General features: G+C 67.1%; 15 protein-coding genes. 13 read left to right on the top strand and 2 right to left on the bottom strand.

Annotation, left to right across the window (positions count from 1 at the left end; genetic code table 11):
* The first annotated feature begins 9 nt into the window (after nt 1-9).
* On the top strand, nt 10-633 hold the full coding sequence (locus tag ACIRSS_RS22510) for a TetR/AcrR family transcriptional regulator (protein WP_400897891.1): 624 nt from the start codon (nt 10-12) through the stop codon (nt 631-633).
* Nucleotides 634-654: 21 nt separating this feature from the next.
* Nucleotides 655-1485: an alpha/beta fold hydrolase gene (locus tag ACIRSS_RS22505; RefSeq protein ID WP_400897889.1), complete on the top strand. Its 831-nt coding sequence runs from the start codon at nt 655-657 to the stop codon at nt 1483-1485.
* Here the strand turns inward: ACIRSS_RS22505 and ACIRSS_RS22500 are convergent.
* Both ACIRSS_RS22500 and ACIRSS_RS22495 read right to left on the bottom strand, forming a co-directional pair.
* A complete protein-coding gene (locus tag ACIRSS_RS22500; protein ID WP_400897887.1) occupies nt 1472-1840 on the bottom strand; it encodes a DUF742 domain-containing protein in 369 nt (122 codons plus the stop codon). The two genes, ACIRSS_RS22505 and ACIRSS_RS22500, sit on opposite strands and share 14 nt — an antisense overlap.
* A 102-nt stretch (nt 1841-1942) precedes the next feature.
* Entirely contained in the window at nt 1943-2965 is a 1023-nt protein-coding gene (locus ACIRSS_RS22495; RefSeq protein ID WP_400897885.1) for a LacI family DNA-binding transcriptional regulator, read from the bottom strand.
* A gap of 126 nt (nt 2966-3091) precedes the next feature.
* Here ACIRSS_RS22495 and ACIRSS_RS22490 point away from each other — a divergent pair, with 126 nt between their 5' ends.
* The 11 genes from ACIRSS_RS22490 (at nt 3092) to ACIRSS_RS22440 (ending at nt 14218) form a co-directional block, all read left to right on the top strand.
* Nucleotides 3092-4378, top strand: coding sequence for an ABC transporter substrate-binding protein (locus ACIRSS_RS22490; protein ID WP_400897883.1), 1287 nt, complete (start codon nt 3092-3094; stop codon nt 4376-4378).
* Nucleotides 4379-5010: 632 nt separating this feature from the next.
* Complete coding sequence (locus ACIRSS_RS22485) at nt 5011-6888, top strand: pentapeptide repeat-containing protein (RefSeq protein ID WP_400897881.1); 1878 nt, start codon at nt 5011-5013, stop codon at nt 6886-6888.
* Nucleotides 6889-6946: 58 nt separating this feature from the next.
* Entirely contained in the window at nt 6947-8182 is a 1236-nt protein-coding gene (locus ACIRSS_RS22480) for a helix-turn-helix domain-containing protein (protein ID WP_400897879.1), read from the top strand.
* A 4-nt stretch (nt 8183-8186) separates the two neighbouring features.
* Entirely contained in the window at nt 8187-8744 is a 558-nt protein-coding gene (locus ACIRSS_RS22475) for a flavoprotein (protein WP_400897877.1), read from the top strand.
* A gap of 211 nt (nt 8745-8955) precedes the next feature.
* Entirely contained in the window at nt 8956-9120 is a 165-nt protein-coding gene (locus ACIRSS_RS22470) for a hypothetical protein (RefSeq protein WP_350602121.1), read from the top strand.
* A gap of 35 nt (nt 9121-9155) precedes the next feature.
* Entirely contained in the window at nt 9156-9608 is a 453-nt protein-coding gene (locus ACIRSS_RS22465) for a hypothetical protein (RefSeq protein ID WP_400897875.1), read from the top strand.
* 246 nt (nt 9609-9854) lie between these two features.
* Entirely contained in the window at nt 9855-10121 is a 267-nt protein-coding gene (locus ACIRSS_RS22460) for a hypothetical protein (protein ID WP_400897873.1), read from the top strand.
* On the top strand, nt 10102-10353 hold the full coding sequence (locus tag ACIRSS_RS22455) for an AMED_5909 family protein (RefSeq protein WP_400897871.1): 252 nt from the start codon (nt 10102-10104) through the stop codon (nt 10351-10353). Before ACIRSS_RS22460 ends, ACIRSS_RS22455 begins: the two co-directional genes overlap by 20 nt.
* A gap of 333 nt (nt 10354-10686) precedes the next feature.
* Entirely contained in the window at nt 10687-12240 is a 1554-nt protein-coding gene (locus ACIRSS_RS22450) for a cell division protein FtsK (RefSeq protein ID WP_400897869.1), read from the top strand.
* A complete protein-coding gene (locus ACIRSS_RS22445; RefSeq protein WP_400897867.1) occupies nt 12237-12623 on the top strand; it encodes a hypothetical protein in 387 nt (128 codons plus the stop codon). Before ACIRSS_RS22450 ends, ACIRSS_RS22445 begins: the two co-directional genes overlap by 4 nt.
* Nucleotides 12623-14218, top strand: a complete 1596-nt coding sequence (locus tag ACIRSS_RS22440; protein ID WP_400897865.1) for a replication initiator — start codon at nt 12623-12625, stop codon at nt 14216-14218. Before ACIRSS_RS22445 ends, ACIRSS_RS22440 begins: the two co-directional genes overlap by 1 nt.
* The last annotated feature ends 8 nt before the right edge of the window (nt 14219-14226 follow it).

Raw genomic sequence — 14226 nt, 5'->3', positions numbered from 1 at the left:
CTGTCCCGCGTGGACAACGCTACCGGCGAACGGGCCGGCTACCGGCGATCGACGGGGTCACCCCGGGGTGAAGCGCGCCGCCGGGAGCTGCTGGCGAAGATCACCGACGACGTCGCCGAGAACGGTCTCGTCGGCTTCTCGCTGCGGCGTGCCGCCCGCGCGGCCGGGACGACGCACAAGGTGCTGCTCTACCACTTCGAAAGCGCCGAAGACCTGCTCCGGCAGGTGGTCTTCGCGCTGCGGGAACGGCGGATCGGCAACGCGCTGACGGCGATCGCCGCTTCCCCCGCCACGTTGACCGACCGCGTCCGCGCGGCGTGGGAGAGCCTGCGCGACGAGGAGACGCAGCTGCGGCGCGTGCTGGACCAGGCGATGGGCCTCGCGATGTACGACCCCGGCCGGTACGCGGCGCTCGGGCACGGCGCGTCCCAGCAGTACCTGCCGACGCTGGTGTCGTTCTGCCCGGCGGACTGGCCGGAGCGGCGGAAGTTCGAGGTCGCGTCGATGATCCTGGCGACCCTGCGTGGCTTCCTCGTCGACCTGCTGACCAGCTCGGACGGCGCCGGCGCGGCCGCCGGGTTCGAGGCGCTGCTGCGCGCGGTCGAGCGCGAAGAAGCTCTCGACACTTTGTGAACCGCGTGGTTCACTTCTGGCATGGAGATCGAGCTGGGGGCGGGAACCGTCGAGTACACCGACACGGGCGGGCCGGGCCCCGTGCTCGTGTTCGTCCACGGCCTGCTGATGGACGGCACGTTGTGGGAAAGCGCGGTCGTGTCGCTGGCGGGCCACCGGTGCGTCGTCCCCACGCTGCCGCTGGGCGCGCACCGGCACCCGATGCGGCCCGAGGCCGACCTGTCGCTGCCCGGGATCGCCGCGTTGCTCACCGAGTTCCTCGAGCGCCTCGACCTGCGGGACGTCACGCTGGTCGGCGTCGACACCGGCGGAGCACTGGTCCAGCTGGTCATGGCGGACGGCTGCGCGCGGGTGAGCCGGGTCGTGCTGGCGTCGTGCGACGCGTTCGACAACTTCCCGCCCGGGCTCACCGGCAAGACGCTGTTCCTGACGGGAAAGCTGTCGCCGGCGCTGTTCGGGCTGTTCATGCAGCAGATGCGGCTGCGCGCGGTCCGGCGGCTCCCGATCGCGTTCGGCTGGCTGACCAAACGCGGTGACGCGGTGTCCGCGGGCTGGCTCCGGCCAGTGCTGAGCCAGGCGGACGTCCGACGGGACACGGTTCGCATGCTGCGGGCTTTCGCCGCGACCCCGGGGGTTCTCCAGGAGGTGGCCGAGCGGCTGCCGTCGTTCGACCGGCCGGTGCTGGTCGCCTGGGCGAGCGAGGACCGCGTGATGCCCCCGGAGCACGGGAAGCGGCTGACCGCCTTGCTGCCGAAGGGAAAGCTCGCCGAGGTGGCCGACAGCTACACGCTGCTGCCGCTCGACCAGCCGGCGGAGTTCGCGCGGCTGGTCCGGGAGTTCACAGCCGGCTGAGGCCGTGGAGGATGCGTTCCATCAGTTCGAGGCTCGGCCGGTTGCCCGACCCGCGCCGCGCGCTGTGCACCGCGACCAGCCCGCGATCGGCCAGGTCCGACAGCAGGACCCGCGCCACCCCCAGCGGGATCCGCCGCCGCGCCGCGACCTCGGCGACCGACTGGGAGGTCCGCAGCAGCGCGCAGATCTCCGTCTCTTCCGTCGTGCTCCCCCGCACGACCGCCCGCCCCCGCTGGGTGATCGACACGAGCGTCTCGATCGGGAGGTCCCGGGTCGGACGCGTGCGGCCATGGGTGCGGAAGTACGGGCGGACCATCCCCGCCCCGCCTTCTTCGAGCACGGACCCCCAGTGCACAGCCAGCTCCTCACGGCGATTAATCCTTGTCGGCGATTATTTGACCTAATGATCGAGTAGGCCGCAATCGACCGAACAGAGCAACGCCGGAAAAAGCGCAGGTCAACGCCCCGGTGGTGGGGCGGTACTGCCGCGAAGGACTAGTCGTGTCCCGAGAATCGACGGCGATGTCGCGATTTTTCCGCCGGACAATCGCGCCAGGATCAGGCGTCCGGCCCGCTCGCCCAGCTCGGCGACGGGCTGCGCGACCGTGCTCAGCTCGAGCAGGTCGGCGAGGTCGTGATTGTCGAACCCGAGCACCGAGACGTCCGCCGGCACCCGCAGCCCGGCCCGGCGCAGCGTCCGCAGCGCTCCGAACGCCATTTCGTCCGACGCGGCGAACACCGCGGTCGGCCGGCGGCGCAGGCCGAGCAGCGCGCCCATCGCGCGTTCCCCGCCCGCGACGGTGAACCCGCCGCCGGTCTCGAACGCGGGGTCCGGCACGCGGCCGTCCTCCCGGCAGACGCCGTGGTAGACCTCGCGGTAGGCCGCCAGCCGCCGCAGCGGCGCCGTGAACCCGAGCGGGATCGGGGCGCTCTCGCCGATGAACGCGATCTCGCGGTGGCCGAGCTGGACGAGGTGGCGCATCGCGGTGACCGCCGCCCCGTGGTCGTCGATCCCGACGGAGTCCGCGCCGGGCTCCTCGGTGCCGATCGTGACGACCGGCGTGCCGAGCCCCTGCAGCAGTTCGCGTTCGGATTCCCGCAGCGGCAGCGAAAGCACGAGGACCGCGTCGACCCGGCGGCGCAGCGGCAGGCCGGCGAAGAACCGCGCGCGGCCAGGGTCGTCGCCGAGGTTGTAGAGCAGCATGCTCATCCCGGCCTCGCGCAGCACCCGCTCGACCCCGGAGATGAGACGCGCGAAGTACCAGCGGTCGACGTAGGGCACGATCACGCCGACCGTCCCGGTCCGCCCGGTGGCCAGGCTCGACGCGGCGGGCGAGACGGCGTAGCCGAGCTCGGCGGCGACCGCGAGCACCCGCGTCCGGGTCCGCTCGGCGACCCCGGGCACCCCGCGCAGGGCCCGCGACACGGTCGCCGCCGAGACGCCCGCGAGCCGCGCCACGTCGTCGAGCTTGTCCGGCATCTCCTGCCCCGTTCGTTGCAAGCGCTTGCAACCATCCGCGTCTCAGCCATTGACACCCGGCTTGATCAAGGCTAATCATCGATGCAAGCGCTTGCAATGGCGTCGCCTGTCCGCAAGGAGGCCGACATGCGCCAGCTCCTCCCGCTCACCGCTGCGACCCTGCTGGCCGCCAGCGCGCTGGCCGCGTGCTCGTCGGCGAGCGGCCTGACGATCAACCTGTACATCTCGCCGGAGGACCACCTGCAGACGGTGGTGGACCGGTGCACGCAGGAGGCCGCGGGCCGGTACAAGATCGTCTACAACAAGCTGCCGCGCGGCGCGGACGGCCAGCGCGAGCAGATGGTCCGCCGGCTCGCCGCGGGCGACACCTCGCTGGACGTGCTCGGTCTCGACGTCACGTGGGTGCCGGAGTTCGCCGAAGCGGGCTGGGCCGAGGAGTGGACGGGCGCGAACGCGGCGGCGGCCACGCGCGACGTGCTGCCCGGGCCGCTGGCCACCGCGAAGTGGAACGGAAAGCTGTACGGCGCGACGAAGAACACGAACGTCCAGCTCCTCTGGTACGACGACCGGATCACGCCGGCGCCGCCGAAGTCGTTCGACGAGCTGATGACGCAGGCGCAGCAGCTGAAGGCGGCCGGCAAGCCGTACCAGGTGGTGTTCACCGGCGCGCAGTACGAAGGCCTGGTGGTCTTCTACAACACGCTGGTCGCCTCGTCGGGCGGCCACATCCTGTCCGACGACGGCAAGTCCGTGGTGATGGACGACGGCGCGGTGCGAGCGTTGGAGCTGCTGAAGAAGCTCACGACGGCCGGCATCACGGACCCGTCGCTGACGAACCAGAAGGAAGACGACATCCGCCAGGCGTTCCAGCGCGGCCAGGCGGCGACGGAGCTGAACTGGCCGTTCGTGTACGCGTCCTACGCGAAGGAGAAGCCCCAGGACCTGCCGCACTTCAAGTGGACGAGGTACCCCTCGGTGGCACCGGGCCAGCCCAGCCGCGTCACGATCGGCGGCTTCAACCTGGCGGTATCGACGTACTCGCAGCACAAGCCGGAGGCGTTCGAGGCGGCGCTGTGCCTGCGAAACGCGACTTCGCAGAAGTACCAGGCCTTGGTGGACGGAATCCCGCCGAGCATCGCCTCGATCTACCAGGACAACGCCCCCTTGGACCCGGCAAAGCCGCCGGACCCCAAGGAGAACCCGACCATGGCCGACCAGTACCCGATGAAGGGCGACATCCAGGCGGCGTTGACGGACGCGGCGGTCCGCCCCTTGACCCCGGCATACCAGAACCTGTCGACGGTGATTTCCAAGGTGCTGTCACCCCCGGCGGAGATAGACGTCCAGGCAACGGCACAAGAACTACGCGACCGGCTGACGGACGCACTGAACTCGAAGGGCATCATCCCCTGAGCCTGCGACTGGCGTTCAGAGGCGGATGGGTTTCTTGTTCATGAACTATCCGGGCGGTCAACGGGCCTGGCGACGTACTTGGGCACACCGCCTCTGACCTGCTCTTTTGCGTCCGGTCGCGTCCGGGCCTGTCTGGACGTCTGACGGCCTGTAGACGGCCTGGCTTCTCGCTGCCCATGTGCTCGTCTGGCCTGGTGGCAGACCTCCCCGGTCTTCCTCGTCCCCGCTGCCATTAGCGCCGGAGGGCCGGTATCAAGGGTGGGTGCTTGCGCCCATCGCGCAGCGACGCCGTAGGCGCCCTTGATGGCGGTCGGCCGGTGTTAAACGATCGCTAACGAGGGAGCGGTCACCCGATCGTGGCCTGATCCGGCGTAACACTGATCGACTCGCCGACGTCTCTGGCCGTATGGGGACGAGTGGATCAACCAGCTTGCGGCGGCGCGCGTACGCGGCCAGCCTTCCGGCGGGCCGCCCGGCGACCGGCGGCCGAAGCGGAGCGCCAGGCCGTCCGTGTCGAATGAGGGCGGGCCCGCCGCACGGGTGGTGACGTGCGCGCCGCCGCTGGCGGCGCGCCTTGATCCCATAGAGCGGAATTCGGCAGCTATTAAGGCGTCGAGGCAGAGGATGGCCGGATGCGACAGCGTACTTATAGAGGCGAAGGGTTCATTCTTCTCCTGGTTGGAGTTATACTTTTTTGTGGCGCTTGGTACACGCTAAATGTTTCTTCCGATTGGTTCCCTTCCGGCGACTGGTTCCGCCACTGGATCTTGTACATCAGTGTCATTATTGTAGCGACTTTAAGCTGCATATCAGGTGCACGTCGCGTCTTTTCGCCGTCAGCGTCGATTGATAAAAGGAACGCGGTTCGACCAATTAGATGGTGGGTTATTGCCGCTTGCGTGGTCGTAGTTGCTGGCGTTACATGGATTGCTATCAATTGGTTACTAGCAAACGTTTCGACTCCAGCCGGCGGAGCCGGTAACCCGACACTAAAGCTTGAGTCAATAAAGACTGGTCTTACGGTCGGCGCAGGCGCCGGTGCAGTTATCGCGCTTGGCTTGAATGCACGACGACAATGGCTAACCGAGAGAACTCAAGAGCATACAGAACAAGATGCAACTGAGCGTCGAGTAACGGAACTGTACACCAAGGCGGCAGAGCAACTCGGCGCCGACAAGGATCCCGTGGTAAGAATGGCAAGTCTTCACTCTTTGGAGCGTCTCGCCCAAGACAATCCTGAGCACAGGCAGACAATCGTCAAGATAATATGCGCCTATCTCCGCATGCCATTTACTTGCCCGCCAAATCTTACAAGTGTACCGAATCGACTCCCGAGAGAAATCGTGAATCGGCGGCGTAGAATTTTTCCTAGTCGGGATCGCCATCCTTCAAGTCTGAAAGTCAAACGCCAAGAGCTTCAAGTTCGACTAACCGCCCAGGCCATACTGAGCGACCATCTTTATGCCGACAAGAATAGATTTGGCAGGGCGCGAAACATTAGATTCTGGGACGGCATGGAGCTTGATCTGACGGAAGCTACACTAGTTGATTTTGACCTTAGTTCCTGCCATGTATCAAAGGCAACATTCACAAGATCTCAGTTCGTCGGGTTAGCAGACTTCTCGGGAACAGTTTTCGAAGAGGATGTATGGCTGGATGATGCACACATCCAGGGACTCGCAGACTTCAGCGAGGCGGTATTCAAGAGTTCTGCCCACTTTTGGGCCTCTAGATTTGATGACGGCGTCAATTTCTCCGAATGCCATTTCATAGATGAAGTCAAGTTTGGCGATGCGACCTTTAGAGATGCCTGCACCTTTGACAACGCGATTTTTGAGGGTAATGCATCCTTTGAGAAATCTCGCTTCATCGCACCTACCGCTTTCGAGAGCGTGAAGTTCAAAGGCGAAACCACGTTCAATGCTTGCGCATTTGAATCCGAATGCGACTTCACCTCGGCCGCCTTCGACGCTGCATCCAAATTTGAAGGCGTCCATTTTGGCAACTTTTGCAAGTTTTGGGACACCACTTTCTGGTCTTCCATAACTTTTGAGGGCACCCTCTTCTCAAATCTAACTTCCTTTATGGGTGCAACATTTCATGAATCGATCAGATTTGACGGCGTCGTTTTCCTTAAAGAAGTTCATTTCACTGGCGTAACCTTCAGGCAGGTCTGCTGGTTCAGATTTGTCGAATTTGGTGACCATGAATGCCGATTCGAACGCGCGACGTTCCGAGCAGACGCGAGATTTGATGATGCATTTTTCCATGGCCTCGCCAATTTCCAAGGAGGCAGATTCATGTCGAGCCTTAGATTCAATGGCGCAAGTTTTGCTTCGCGCATCAGCTTTGCTGAAGCAAAATTCGAGACCGGTCCAAGATTTGACGGTGCGATTGCACGGTTACCACGGACGGATATCTCGGAGATGTGGCCGGCCAGGTGGCGTGTCGACGATGCCCTGTTGGCGGAAACACGTCATTCAGGTAGTTGGGCGAGACTAGTTCGCTAGATAGATCGGTTTGACCGTTGCAGCTAGACGTTACTCCGCCCACTGTTAGTATCGTGTCATGCGTGGTGCGGGTGACCAGCTCAGCATCGGTGAGCGGATCGCGTTCTACCGGCGGCGGCGTGGGCTGTCGCAGGCGTTGCTTGCTGACCTGGTGGGCCGTACTGAGGACTGGTTGAGCAAGATCGAGCGCGGTGAGCGAGACATCCGCAGGTTGGACGTGCTGGCCGACCTGGCGCGGGCGCTGCGGGTGACCCTGGGTGACCTGCTCGGCGAACCTGTGCTGATGGAAGAGCAGGACAAACACGACGACGTCCCGGCGATCCGGGATGCGCTGATGGCTCCCCGCCGACTGTCACGGACGCTGTTCTCCTCGGCCATGTCACCCGAGTACATTGACCCGCAGCCTGTTCGGCAACTGGTGGAAGGTGCCTGGTCGAGCTACCAGAAGGGCGACCTGGGACGGGTCGTCACCGCACTGCCTGTGCTGATCAAGACCACGCAGGCGATGGAACCAGCCTCCGCCGACGATGCCGGATACAAGCGGGCCTGCGCGGCCATCTCGGCGCGAGTGCACCACCTGGCCGCGACCACGCTGAGCAAGATCGGTGAGGCTGACCTCGCCTGGATCGCGGCCGAACGCGCCATGCAGGCGGCGGACGACTCCGATGATCCGCTAGTTCTGGCCTCGGCCGCCCGCTCCGGCACGCATGCACTCCTGGCCGTAGGCCGGTTCGACGACGCGCTTGAGCTGGGCGACGTCGCGGCGAAGTGGCTGCTGCCGAGGATGGCCAAGGGCGATCCGGCCGCGCTGAGTCTCTACGGGATGCTCTACCTCCGTACCGCTGTCGCGGCGGCGCGACACCAGGACCGGACCACCGCGAACGACTTCCTCGGTCATGCGAAAACCGCTGCTGACCAGTTGGGCGTGGACGCCAACTATTGGCAGACCGGATTCGGGCCGGCCAACGTCGAGCTCCATCGGCTGTCGGCTGCCCTGGACCTCGGCGACGTCAACCAGGTGATCGAGACCGCGCCGCGCGTCAACGTCGACCACCTGCCCGTGGAACGCCAGGTCACGCACCTAGTCGACTTCGCCCGGGCATTGAGCCTGCTCGCGAAGGACGACGACGCCCTTCAAGTACTCCTGGAGGCCGAGCGGAAGTCGCCGACCATCGTCCGGCACAACACCATGGTCCGGGAGGTCGTGCGGTCCATGTACCGGCGCGCACCGGCCAAGGCTGGCAAGTCCTCGGCGCTGCTCGCGCTGGCTGAGCGCTGCGGCGCGGTGAGGTAGCTGCATGCCTCGTGTTCTTGGGTTGGTTGCCTCCGGGGCCGGCGGGGTCGAAGACCTGCTTCCGTGCCTGATCAAGCCCTCGCAGGCAGCGGGCTGGACGGTCGCGGTCACCGTGACCCCCACCGCCGGCCGGTGGCTGGCTGAGACCGGGCAGCTCGACGAGATCGAGCAGGCCACCGGCTACCCGGTGCGGGTCGAGCCCCGGTCGCCGTCGCAGAAGAGTCCGCATCCGGCCCCGAGCTGCTATCTGGTGGCGCCGGCCTCGGCGAACTTCGTCGCGAAGATGTCCCTCGGCATCGCCGACAACCAGGCATTGACGCAGGTCAACGAAGCAATCGGGACGCTGAACCTGCCGGTCATCGTGTTCCCGCGCGTCAACGCGGCCCACGCGCGTCAGCCGTTCTGGAGCATGCACATCGAGAACCTGCGGCGCGTCGGGGTAGACCTGCTCTACGGTGATGACATCTGGCAGCTGCATGAACCGCGGTCCGCTCCTGGCCGGGATCTGCCCTGGTCAGCCATGCTGGACGCGATCGAGAAGGCCGTTCCGGCCGACCGCTAGTACCCACCCGGACAGTTTGTCCGGGTGATCTCTCCCACCCGGGTGTCTCCTGGTCCCAGCGCGCCCAATCGGACGCGCGGAAGCCGAGACATCGGGAGAGTACATGGGCATTCACGTGGTGATTCAGCCCCTCGTCGGATACGGCGCTGCCGTCGTGTCACCTTCCCCGGGAGTCCGCCAGCTGGTGGCCGGGGGCGATGAAACCGCGATCATGATCCAGGTACCGGCTCGGATCGGCGGCCTGATGGACACCGCGCGGTTCGCGCGGAGCCTCGCCGTGGCCGCGAACGAGTTCGGCGAGTGGTGCGAGACGCAGAACCGCACCCGCACCTACTCCTCTCCTCTCGGCGACCAGTGGTCGGAAGAGCGCGACTGAGCGCCAGAAATCCATACGAGCAAAGGGAATTCAGCATGGCTATCGACAAGGGGCACCGGTTCGGGATCGACTTCGATGACGCGTTTCCGCAGGGTTTGGTGATGGTGGGTGAGGTGTCGCCGGACAACGAGTATCAGTCGCGTGAGGACCGGGCTGCCAATCGCCCGGTGCGGCAGCGGGTTGACGAGGTGACGGGTAAGCGGCAGTGGAAGGTGATGGTCACCGACCCGGCCGAGACGCGGGCGAAGCGGGCTTCGTTCGAGATCACGCTGCTCGCCGACGTCCAGCCGGTGCCGACCACTTTGGAGGCGCTGCCTGGGATGCGGCCGATCGAGCTGGACGGCCTGACGGCTGAGCCGCGCGTGGCGGGGCAGGGCGAGTTCAAGTACCAGTCGTACGTGTTCCGCGCGACCGGGTTCAAGCAGACCGCCGGCAACGCGAAGCCGTCTCGGTCCGGTGGGTCCGGTGAGACGGCGAAGGCAGCGTGACGGTGGTGGGCTTCCGCGAGCGGGTCGAGGCGTGGGAGCAGGCGTATCGGGACTACATGGCCGCGTGGGAGCACGGCCGTGCGGTGCTGTCGCCGGCGAGTGCGACAAACACGGCGAACGCTGCTCGGCGGGTGTCTCGGGCGTGGCACGAGCTGGCACAGGTGCGCGGGTTGCCGTGGTGGTGCGTGGCGGCGCTGGAGTCGGCGGCCGAGGGCTTCGCCGACCTGGCCCGGGAATGGGAACGACATGACGGCAACGTGGGCGGGGCTGGGGCTGCGCTGGACGGTGGGCGCGGGTACCGAGGTGACGGTGGAGGAGACCGGGACGGGCGCGGCACATCCGCCGGTCCTGGTGCTGGCTGGTGGGCTGTGCGTGGTGACGCTGGTGCCGCCGGAGGACCAGACTGCCTGGACGGGATGCGCGGTGTTCCTGCGCCGGCTCCGCGACCACGCCGAGGACCTGGCGGCCCTGCTGGAAGCCCGCGCGGAGAGGCATGACCGTGCGGAAGGTTGAGCCGAAGACGCTGCGCGATGCCCACGAGGTCGTGATGGACCGCCGGCCACCGAGCGATGCGAACCCGTCGGTGTGGCTGGCGTTCCGTCTCGGCAACGCGCGGCTGTACAAGGCCGTCGCGGACGTCGACCGGGGCCATCACCACGAGGCGCTGTACTGGGCCGGATACGAAGAGCGGAAGGCGGGTGAGATCTCGGCGGAACTTCAGGCGGAAGGGACGCCCGCTGATTAGTCGCATGTAGACGACCAGTAAGTCAACAGTAGTAGCGAAACGCACGCTATGACGTGCGGCGATGAAGCACGTCCTGTTGCGGGTGCGTGTGATCCGTTAAGGCGCAGAAGCGGAACCTGGCTACCAACCTTGCCGCTCCTGCGCTGTCCACAACCAGCGGAAGTGAACAATGACAACGCTAAACGACGACAACCGGCGAGCGTCAACGGGGGTCACCCGAACGCGCTGCGCCTCCTGCAAACGATTCGCCAAACTCCTGCCCGACGAGACCAAGTGCGCCCCCTGCCTCGGGATGCTGACGCTGAACGTCGACGTGAAGCGGGGTGGTCGGTGATGACTTCCGGATTCGCGGTAGTGGCCCTGGCCGGGCTCGGGCTGGGTGTGTGGGTACTGCACAAGATCGGCCGCGCCCTGGCCTCGATCCTGGAAGCCCTGGCTGCGGCGGTCGTGGTGTTCGTGGCCCTGTGGTGGCTGTGCAAGGCCGTGGTCTGGATGCTCGCGCAGGTCGTGACCCGGTGGCGGACCAGCCTCGTCGTGGTCGCGGTCTACGCCTGGTGCGAGCTGGCCGGCTGGCTCTCCCTGGCGATCACCCTCGGCGGCCTCACAGCCGTCTTGCTGACGTGGTGGGTGATCGACGCCGTCTCGTTCGACCAGTGGTGCTGGCGGTCCCTGCGCTCATGGTGGGCCCGGTGGGCGGTCTACGGCCGGAAGCTGCCGGAGTGGCTGCACGCCTGCGGCCTGTCGGCGCGGGACGAGGCGCTGCCGGTGGTGGTGAACGTGAACCTCGTCGGCCGCCGACGCACGCTCTCCCGCTCGACCTCGACCCGCTCCGGCACCCGACTGCCCAAGGTGCTCAGCGTCCGCTCCGGGGCCTCCTGGGACGAGGTGCGGGTCGAACTCGTGGCCGGCCAGAAGCCGGAGGACTTCGACGAGGCCGCCCGTGCCTTGGCCGTCGCGCGGAAGGTCGCTCGCTGCCAGGTCCGCGAGCTAGCCCCGAACGTCGTCTCGATCGACTTCCAGCGGCGCGACTTGCTCAGCGGCGGGGTGGCCGGCCCCCAGGTTCCGGACGGCGTCGACTCGACCGGGGTGGACCTGCGCAACGTCTGGGCCGGGCGGACCGAGTACGGCCGTGACTGGTGGGTCCCGCTGCTGGGCTCCGGCGCGCGCTGCCTGACCGCCGGTGCCTCCGGGGCGAGCAAGAACTCGGTCATGTGGTGCCCGCTCGTCGCGGCGGCCTCGGCGATCCGGGCCGGGGTGGTGCGCATGTCCGGCATCGACCCCAAGGGCATGGAACTCGCATACGGACGTGGGATCTTCACCCGCTACGCCGTCGGAGGGAAGGACGCGGTCGAGCTACTTGACGGCCTGGTGGAGGAGATGGAATCCCGCAAACGCACGTTCGCCGGGCGGCTGCGGACCGTTCCGGTGTCGACGGAGTATCCGTTGGAGCTGCTGGAGTTCGACGAGATCGGCGCGCTGACCAAGTACACCGACCGCAAGACCCGTGAGGCCATTGTGGAGCGTGTCGCGCTGCTGACGACGCAGGGGCGGGCGTTGGGGATCTCGGTCCGTGGCTACGTGCAGGAGCCGACCAAGGACACCGTTCCTGTGCGGGAGTTGTTCACCCGCCGGGTGTGCCTGCGGGTCACGTCCAAGACGCACGTCGGGATGGTCCTCGGTGACGGCGCGTACGAGCGCGGGGCGTGGGCGAACCGGATCGGCGACTCGGAGGCCGGTGTGGGCTACGTCTGGGGCGAGGGCATTCGCGAGCCGCTGCGCATCCGGGCTGGGTGGGTCTCCGACAGCACCGTGAAGGCGCTGGAGGCGTACGTGACTAACGGGGGTGTCGCGGATCTGCGGCACGGCGGTGAAGGGGTGGCCGCGTGAACCGGCTGATGATCTTCCTCGACGCGATCCGCGATCACCTGGACTCCCACCAGCTGCCGCCGGTCGCCACGGTCGACGTCAACGCCTGGTCGAGCCCGATCAAGGTCCAGGTCGATGCCGATGGCCTGTCCGAGGTCGCCCGGGCGCTGGTGGTGTGGGCGCACACGCCCGAGGACGTCTCGGCGCAGTTGTGGCGGCTGCGGGACGGGAAGTGGGTGCACCTGTCGATCACCGGCCGGACACCCTGCGGCATCCCCGTCCGCGTCTTCGGCGTGGTTCCGTTCGAGCCGAGCACGTTCCCCGACCTCCCGGCCGGAGCGAAGCAGGACATGCCCGTCTACCTGCTGCGTGGCTGGTCGACACCAGGGGAGGTGGCGGCCTGATGAGCGAGACACGCGCGGAGCGGATGCGGACCCCGCTCGCGGCCGACGTGATCCGGGCGACGGCGGAGAAGCACGGCGTCTGCGTCCGCCCGTTCACGATGGAAGTCGGCGACACGGAAACCGGCGAACTGCAATACGTGCCCGTGCCGTGCGGGTCCACGGTCGAGTCGGTGTGCCTGCCGTGCGCTCGGAAGGCGAAGGCGCTTCGGCAGGCCCAGTGCCGCGAAGGCTGGCACATGACCGAAGAGCCCGACCTCACGCCTGCTCCGCCCTCGGAGGATCAGAAGGAGCTGCTGACCTACCGGGCCGACCTCGTGGCCGCGTACCGGGAGGTGGCCGAGCACGACCAGGCGGAGGCCGAGGAACTGCGGGAGGAAGTCGCCGGGGTTGATGCGGAACTTCGGCAACTCGGGATGCGTCGCCGGCTGCCCGCCCTCGACCTGCCGACCAAGCGGGTCGTGAAGCGGTCAACCAAGCGGCGGCAGGACGCGCCGAACCTGCCTCGGCGGAAGGTCAGCAAGACGACGGTCGGTCGGGAATTCGCGGGGAAGTTCCGGCCGTCGATGTTCGTGACCCTGACCTGCGACACCTACGGGCCAGTTCGTGGTGATGGCTCGCCGCTCGACCCGTCCCGCTATGACTACCGACGCGCGGCTCGGGATGCGGTGCACTTCTCGGCGCTGGTGGATCGGTGGTGGCAGAACCTCCGGCGGGTTGTCGGCTGGGACGCGCAGTACTTCGCCACCGTCGAGCCGCAGCGTCGGGCCGCCCCGCACCTGCACGCGGCTATCCGGGGCTCGGTGCCGCACGACGTGATCCGCCAGGTCACCGAAGCCACCTACCACCAGGTCTGGTGGCCCTCCCACGACGAGATCGTCTACGCCGATCGCCCTCCGGTCTGGGACGGCCCGGATACCGGCTTTGTTGATCCCGAGACGGGTGAGCCGCTGACCCGGTGGGACGACGCGGTGGAGGCAGTCGAGCAGCCGGCGCACGTCGTCCGGTTCGGCCGCCAGGTGCACTCGAAGGGCATCCTCGGCGGCACCGAAGAGGCCGGCCGCCACATCGGCTACCTAACCAAGTACCTCACCAAGTCCACCGGTGAGGTGGTCGAGGCGGACAGCGCAGCTCAGGCCGATCATCACGACCGGTTGCACGCCGAGTTGTCGGTCACGCCGTGTTCGCCGCGCTGCGCGGTCTGGCTGCTCTACGGCGTCCAGCCCAAGGGCGTCACGGGCAAGACCACCCCGGGGCACTGCAAGGGCCGCGCTCACCGGCGGACCACGCTCGGGCTGCCCGGCCGCCGTGTCCTGGTGTCCCGGAAGTGGTCGGGCAAGACGCTGGTGGACCACAAGGCCGACCGGCGGGCCTTCGTGCTCCAGGCGCTCGCGGCGGTCGGGATCGAGAAGCCGGAGGTCGACCGGTCGCAGCAGGTCTGGCGGAAGGTCGAGCCCGGGGACCCGCAGGTACCGCCCCGGCCGCACCTGGTGATGCGCGCGATCGCGGAGCGGATCACGTGGAAGGCCCAGTACGACCGGGCGCTACTGGCGGCGGAGAGACCTCCCGAAACTTCGGCAACTGGACTCGCTGCATGACAAAGGGG

The organism is Amycolatopsis sp. NPDC101161 (assembly GCF_044768185.1).
GTDB lineage: Bacteria > Actinomycetota > Actinomycetes > Mycobacteriales > Pseudonocardiaceae > Amycolatopsis.
The sequence above is the reverse complement of the archived record's forward strand: the minus strand, read 5'-3'. Positions and strand labels throughout refer to the sequence as shown.

Bases quoted from the DNA above. Each gene is read 5' to 3' on its own strand.
- ACIRSS_RS22505 (WP_400897889.1), top strand. From the start codon at position 655: ATGGAGATCGAGCTGGGGGCGGGAACCGTCGAGTACACCGACACGGGC.
- ACIRSS_RS22490 (WP_400897883.1), top strand. From the start codon at position 3,092: ATGCGCCAGCTCCTCCCGCTCACCGCTGCGACCCTGCTGGCCGCCAGC.
- ACIRSS_RS22470 (WP_350602121.1), top strand. From the start codon at position 8,956: ATGATCCAGGTACCGGCTCGGATCGGCGGCCTGATGGACACCGCGCGG.
- ACIRSS_RS22465 (WP_400897875.1), top strand. From the start codon at position 9,156: ATGGCTATCGACAAGGGGCACCGGTTCGGGATCGACTTCGATGACGCG.
- ACIRSS_RS22495 (WP_400897885.1), bottom strand. From the start codon at position 2,965: ATGCCGGACAAGCTCGACGACGTGGCGCGGCTCGCGGGCGTCTCGGCG.
- ACIRSS_RS22440 (WP_400897865.1), top strand. From the start codon at position 12,623: ATGAGCGAGACACGCGCGGAGCGGATGCGGACCCCGCTCGCGGCCGAC.
- ACIRSS_RS22450 (WP_400897869.1), top strand. From the start codon at position 10,687: ATGACTTCCGGATTCGCGGTAGTGGCCCTGGCCGGGCTCGGGCTGGGT.
- ACIRSS_RS22485 (WP_400897881.1), top strand. From the start codon at position 5,011: ATGCGACAGCGTACTTATAGAGGCGAAGGGTTCATTCTTCTCCTGGTT.
- ACIRSS_RS22455 (WP_400897871.1), top strand. From the start codon at position 10,102: ATGACCGTGCGGAAGGTTGAGCCGAAGACGCTGCGCGATGCCCACGAG.
- ACIRSS_RS22475 (WP_400897877.1), top strand. From the start codon at position 8,187: ATGCCTCGTGTTCTTGGGTTGGTTGCCTCCGGGGCCGGCGGGGTCGAA.
- ACIRSS_RS22480 (WP_400897879.1), top strand. From the start codon at position 6,947: ATGCGTGGTGCGGGTGACCAGCTCAGCATCGGTGAGCGGATCGCGTTC.
- ACIRSS_RS22460 (WP_400897873.1), top strand. From the start codon at position 9,855: ATGACGGCAACGTGGGCGGGGCTGGGGCTGCGCTGGACGGTGGGCGCG.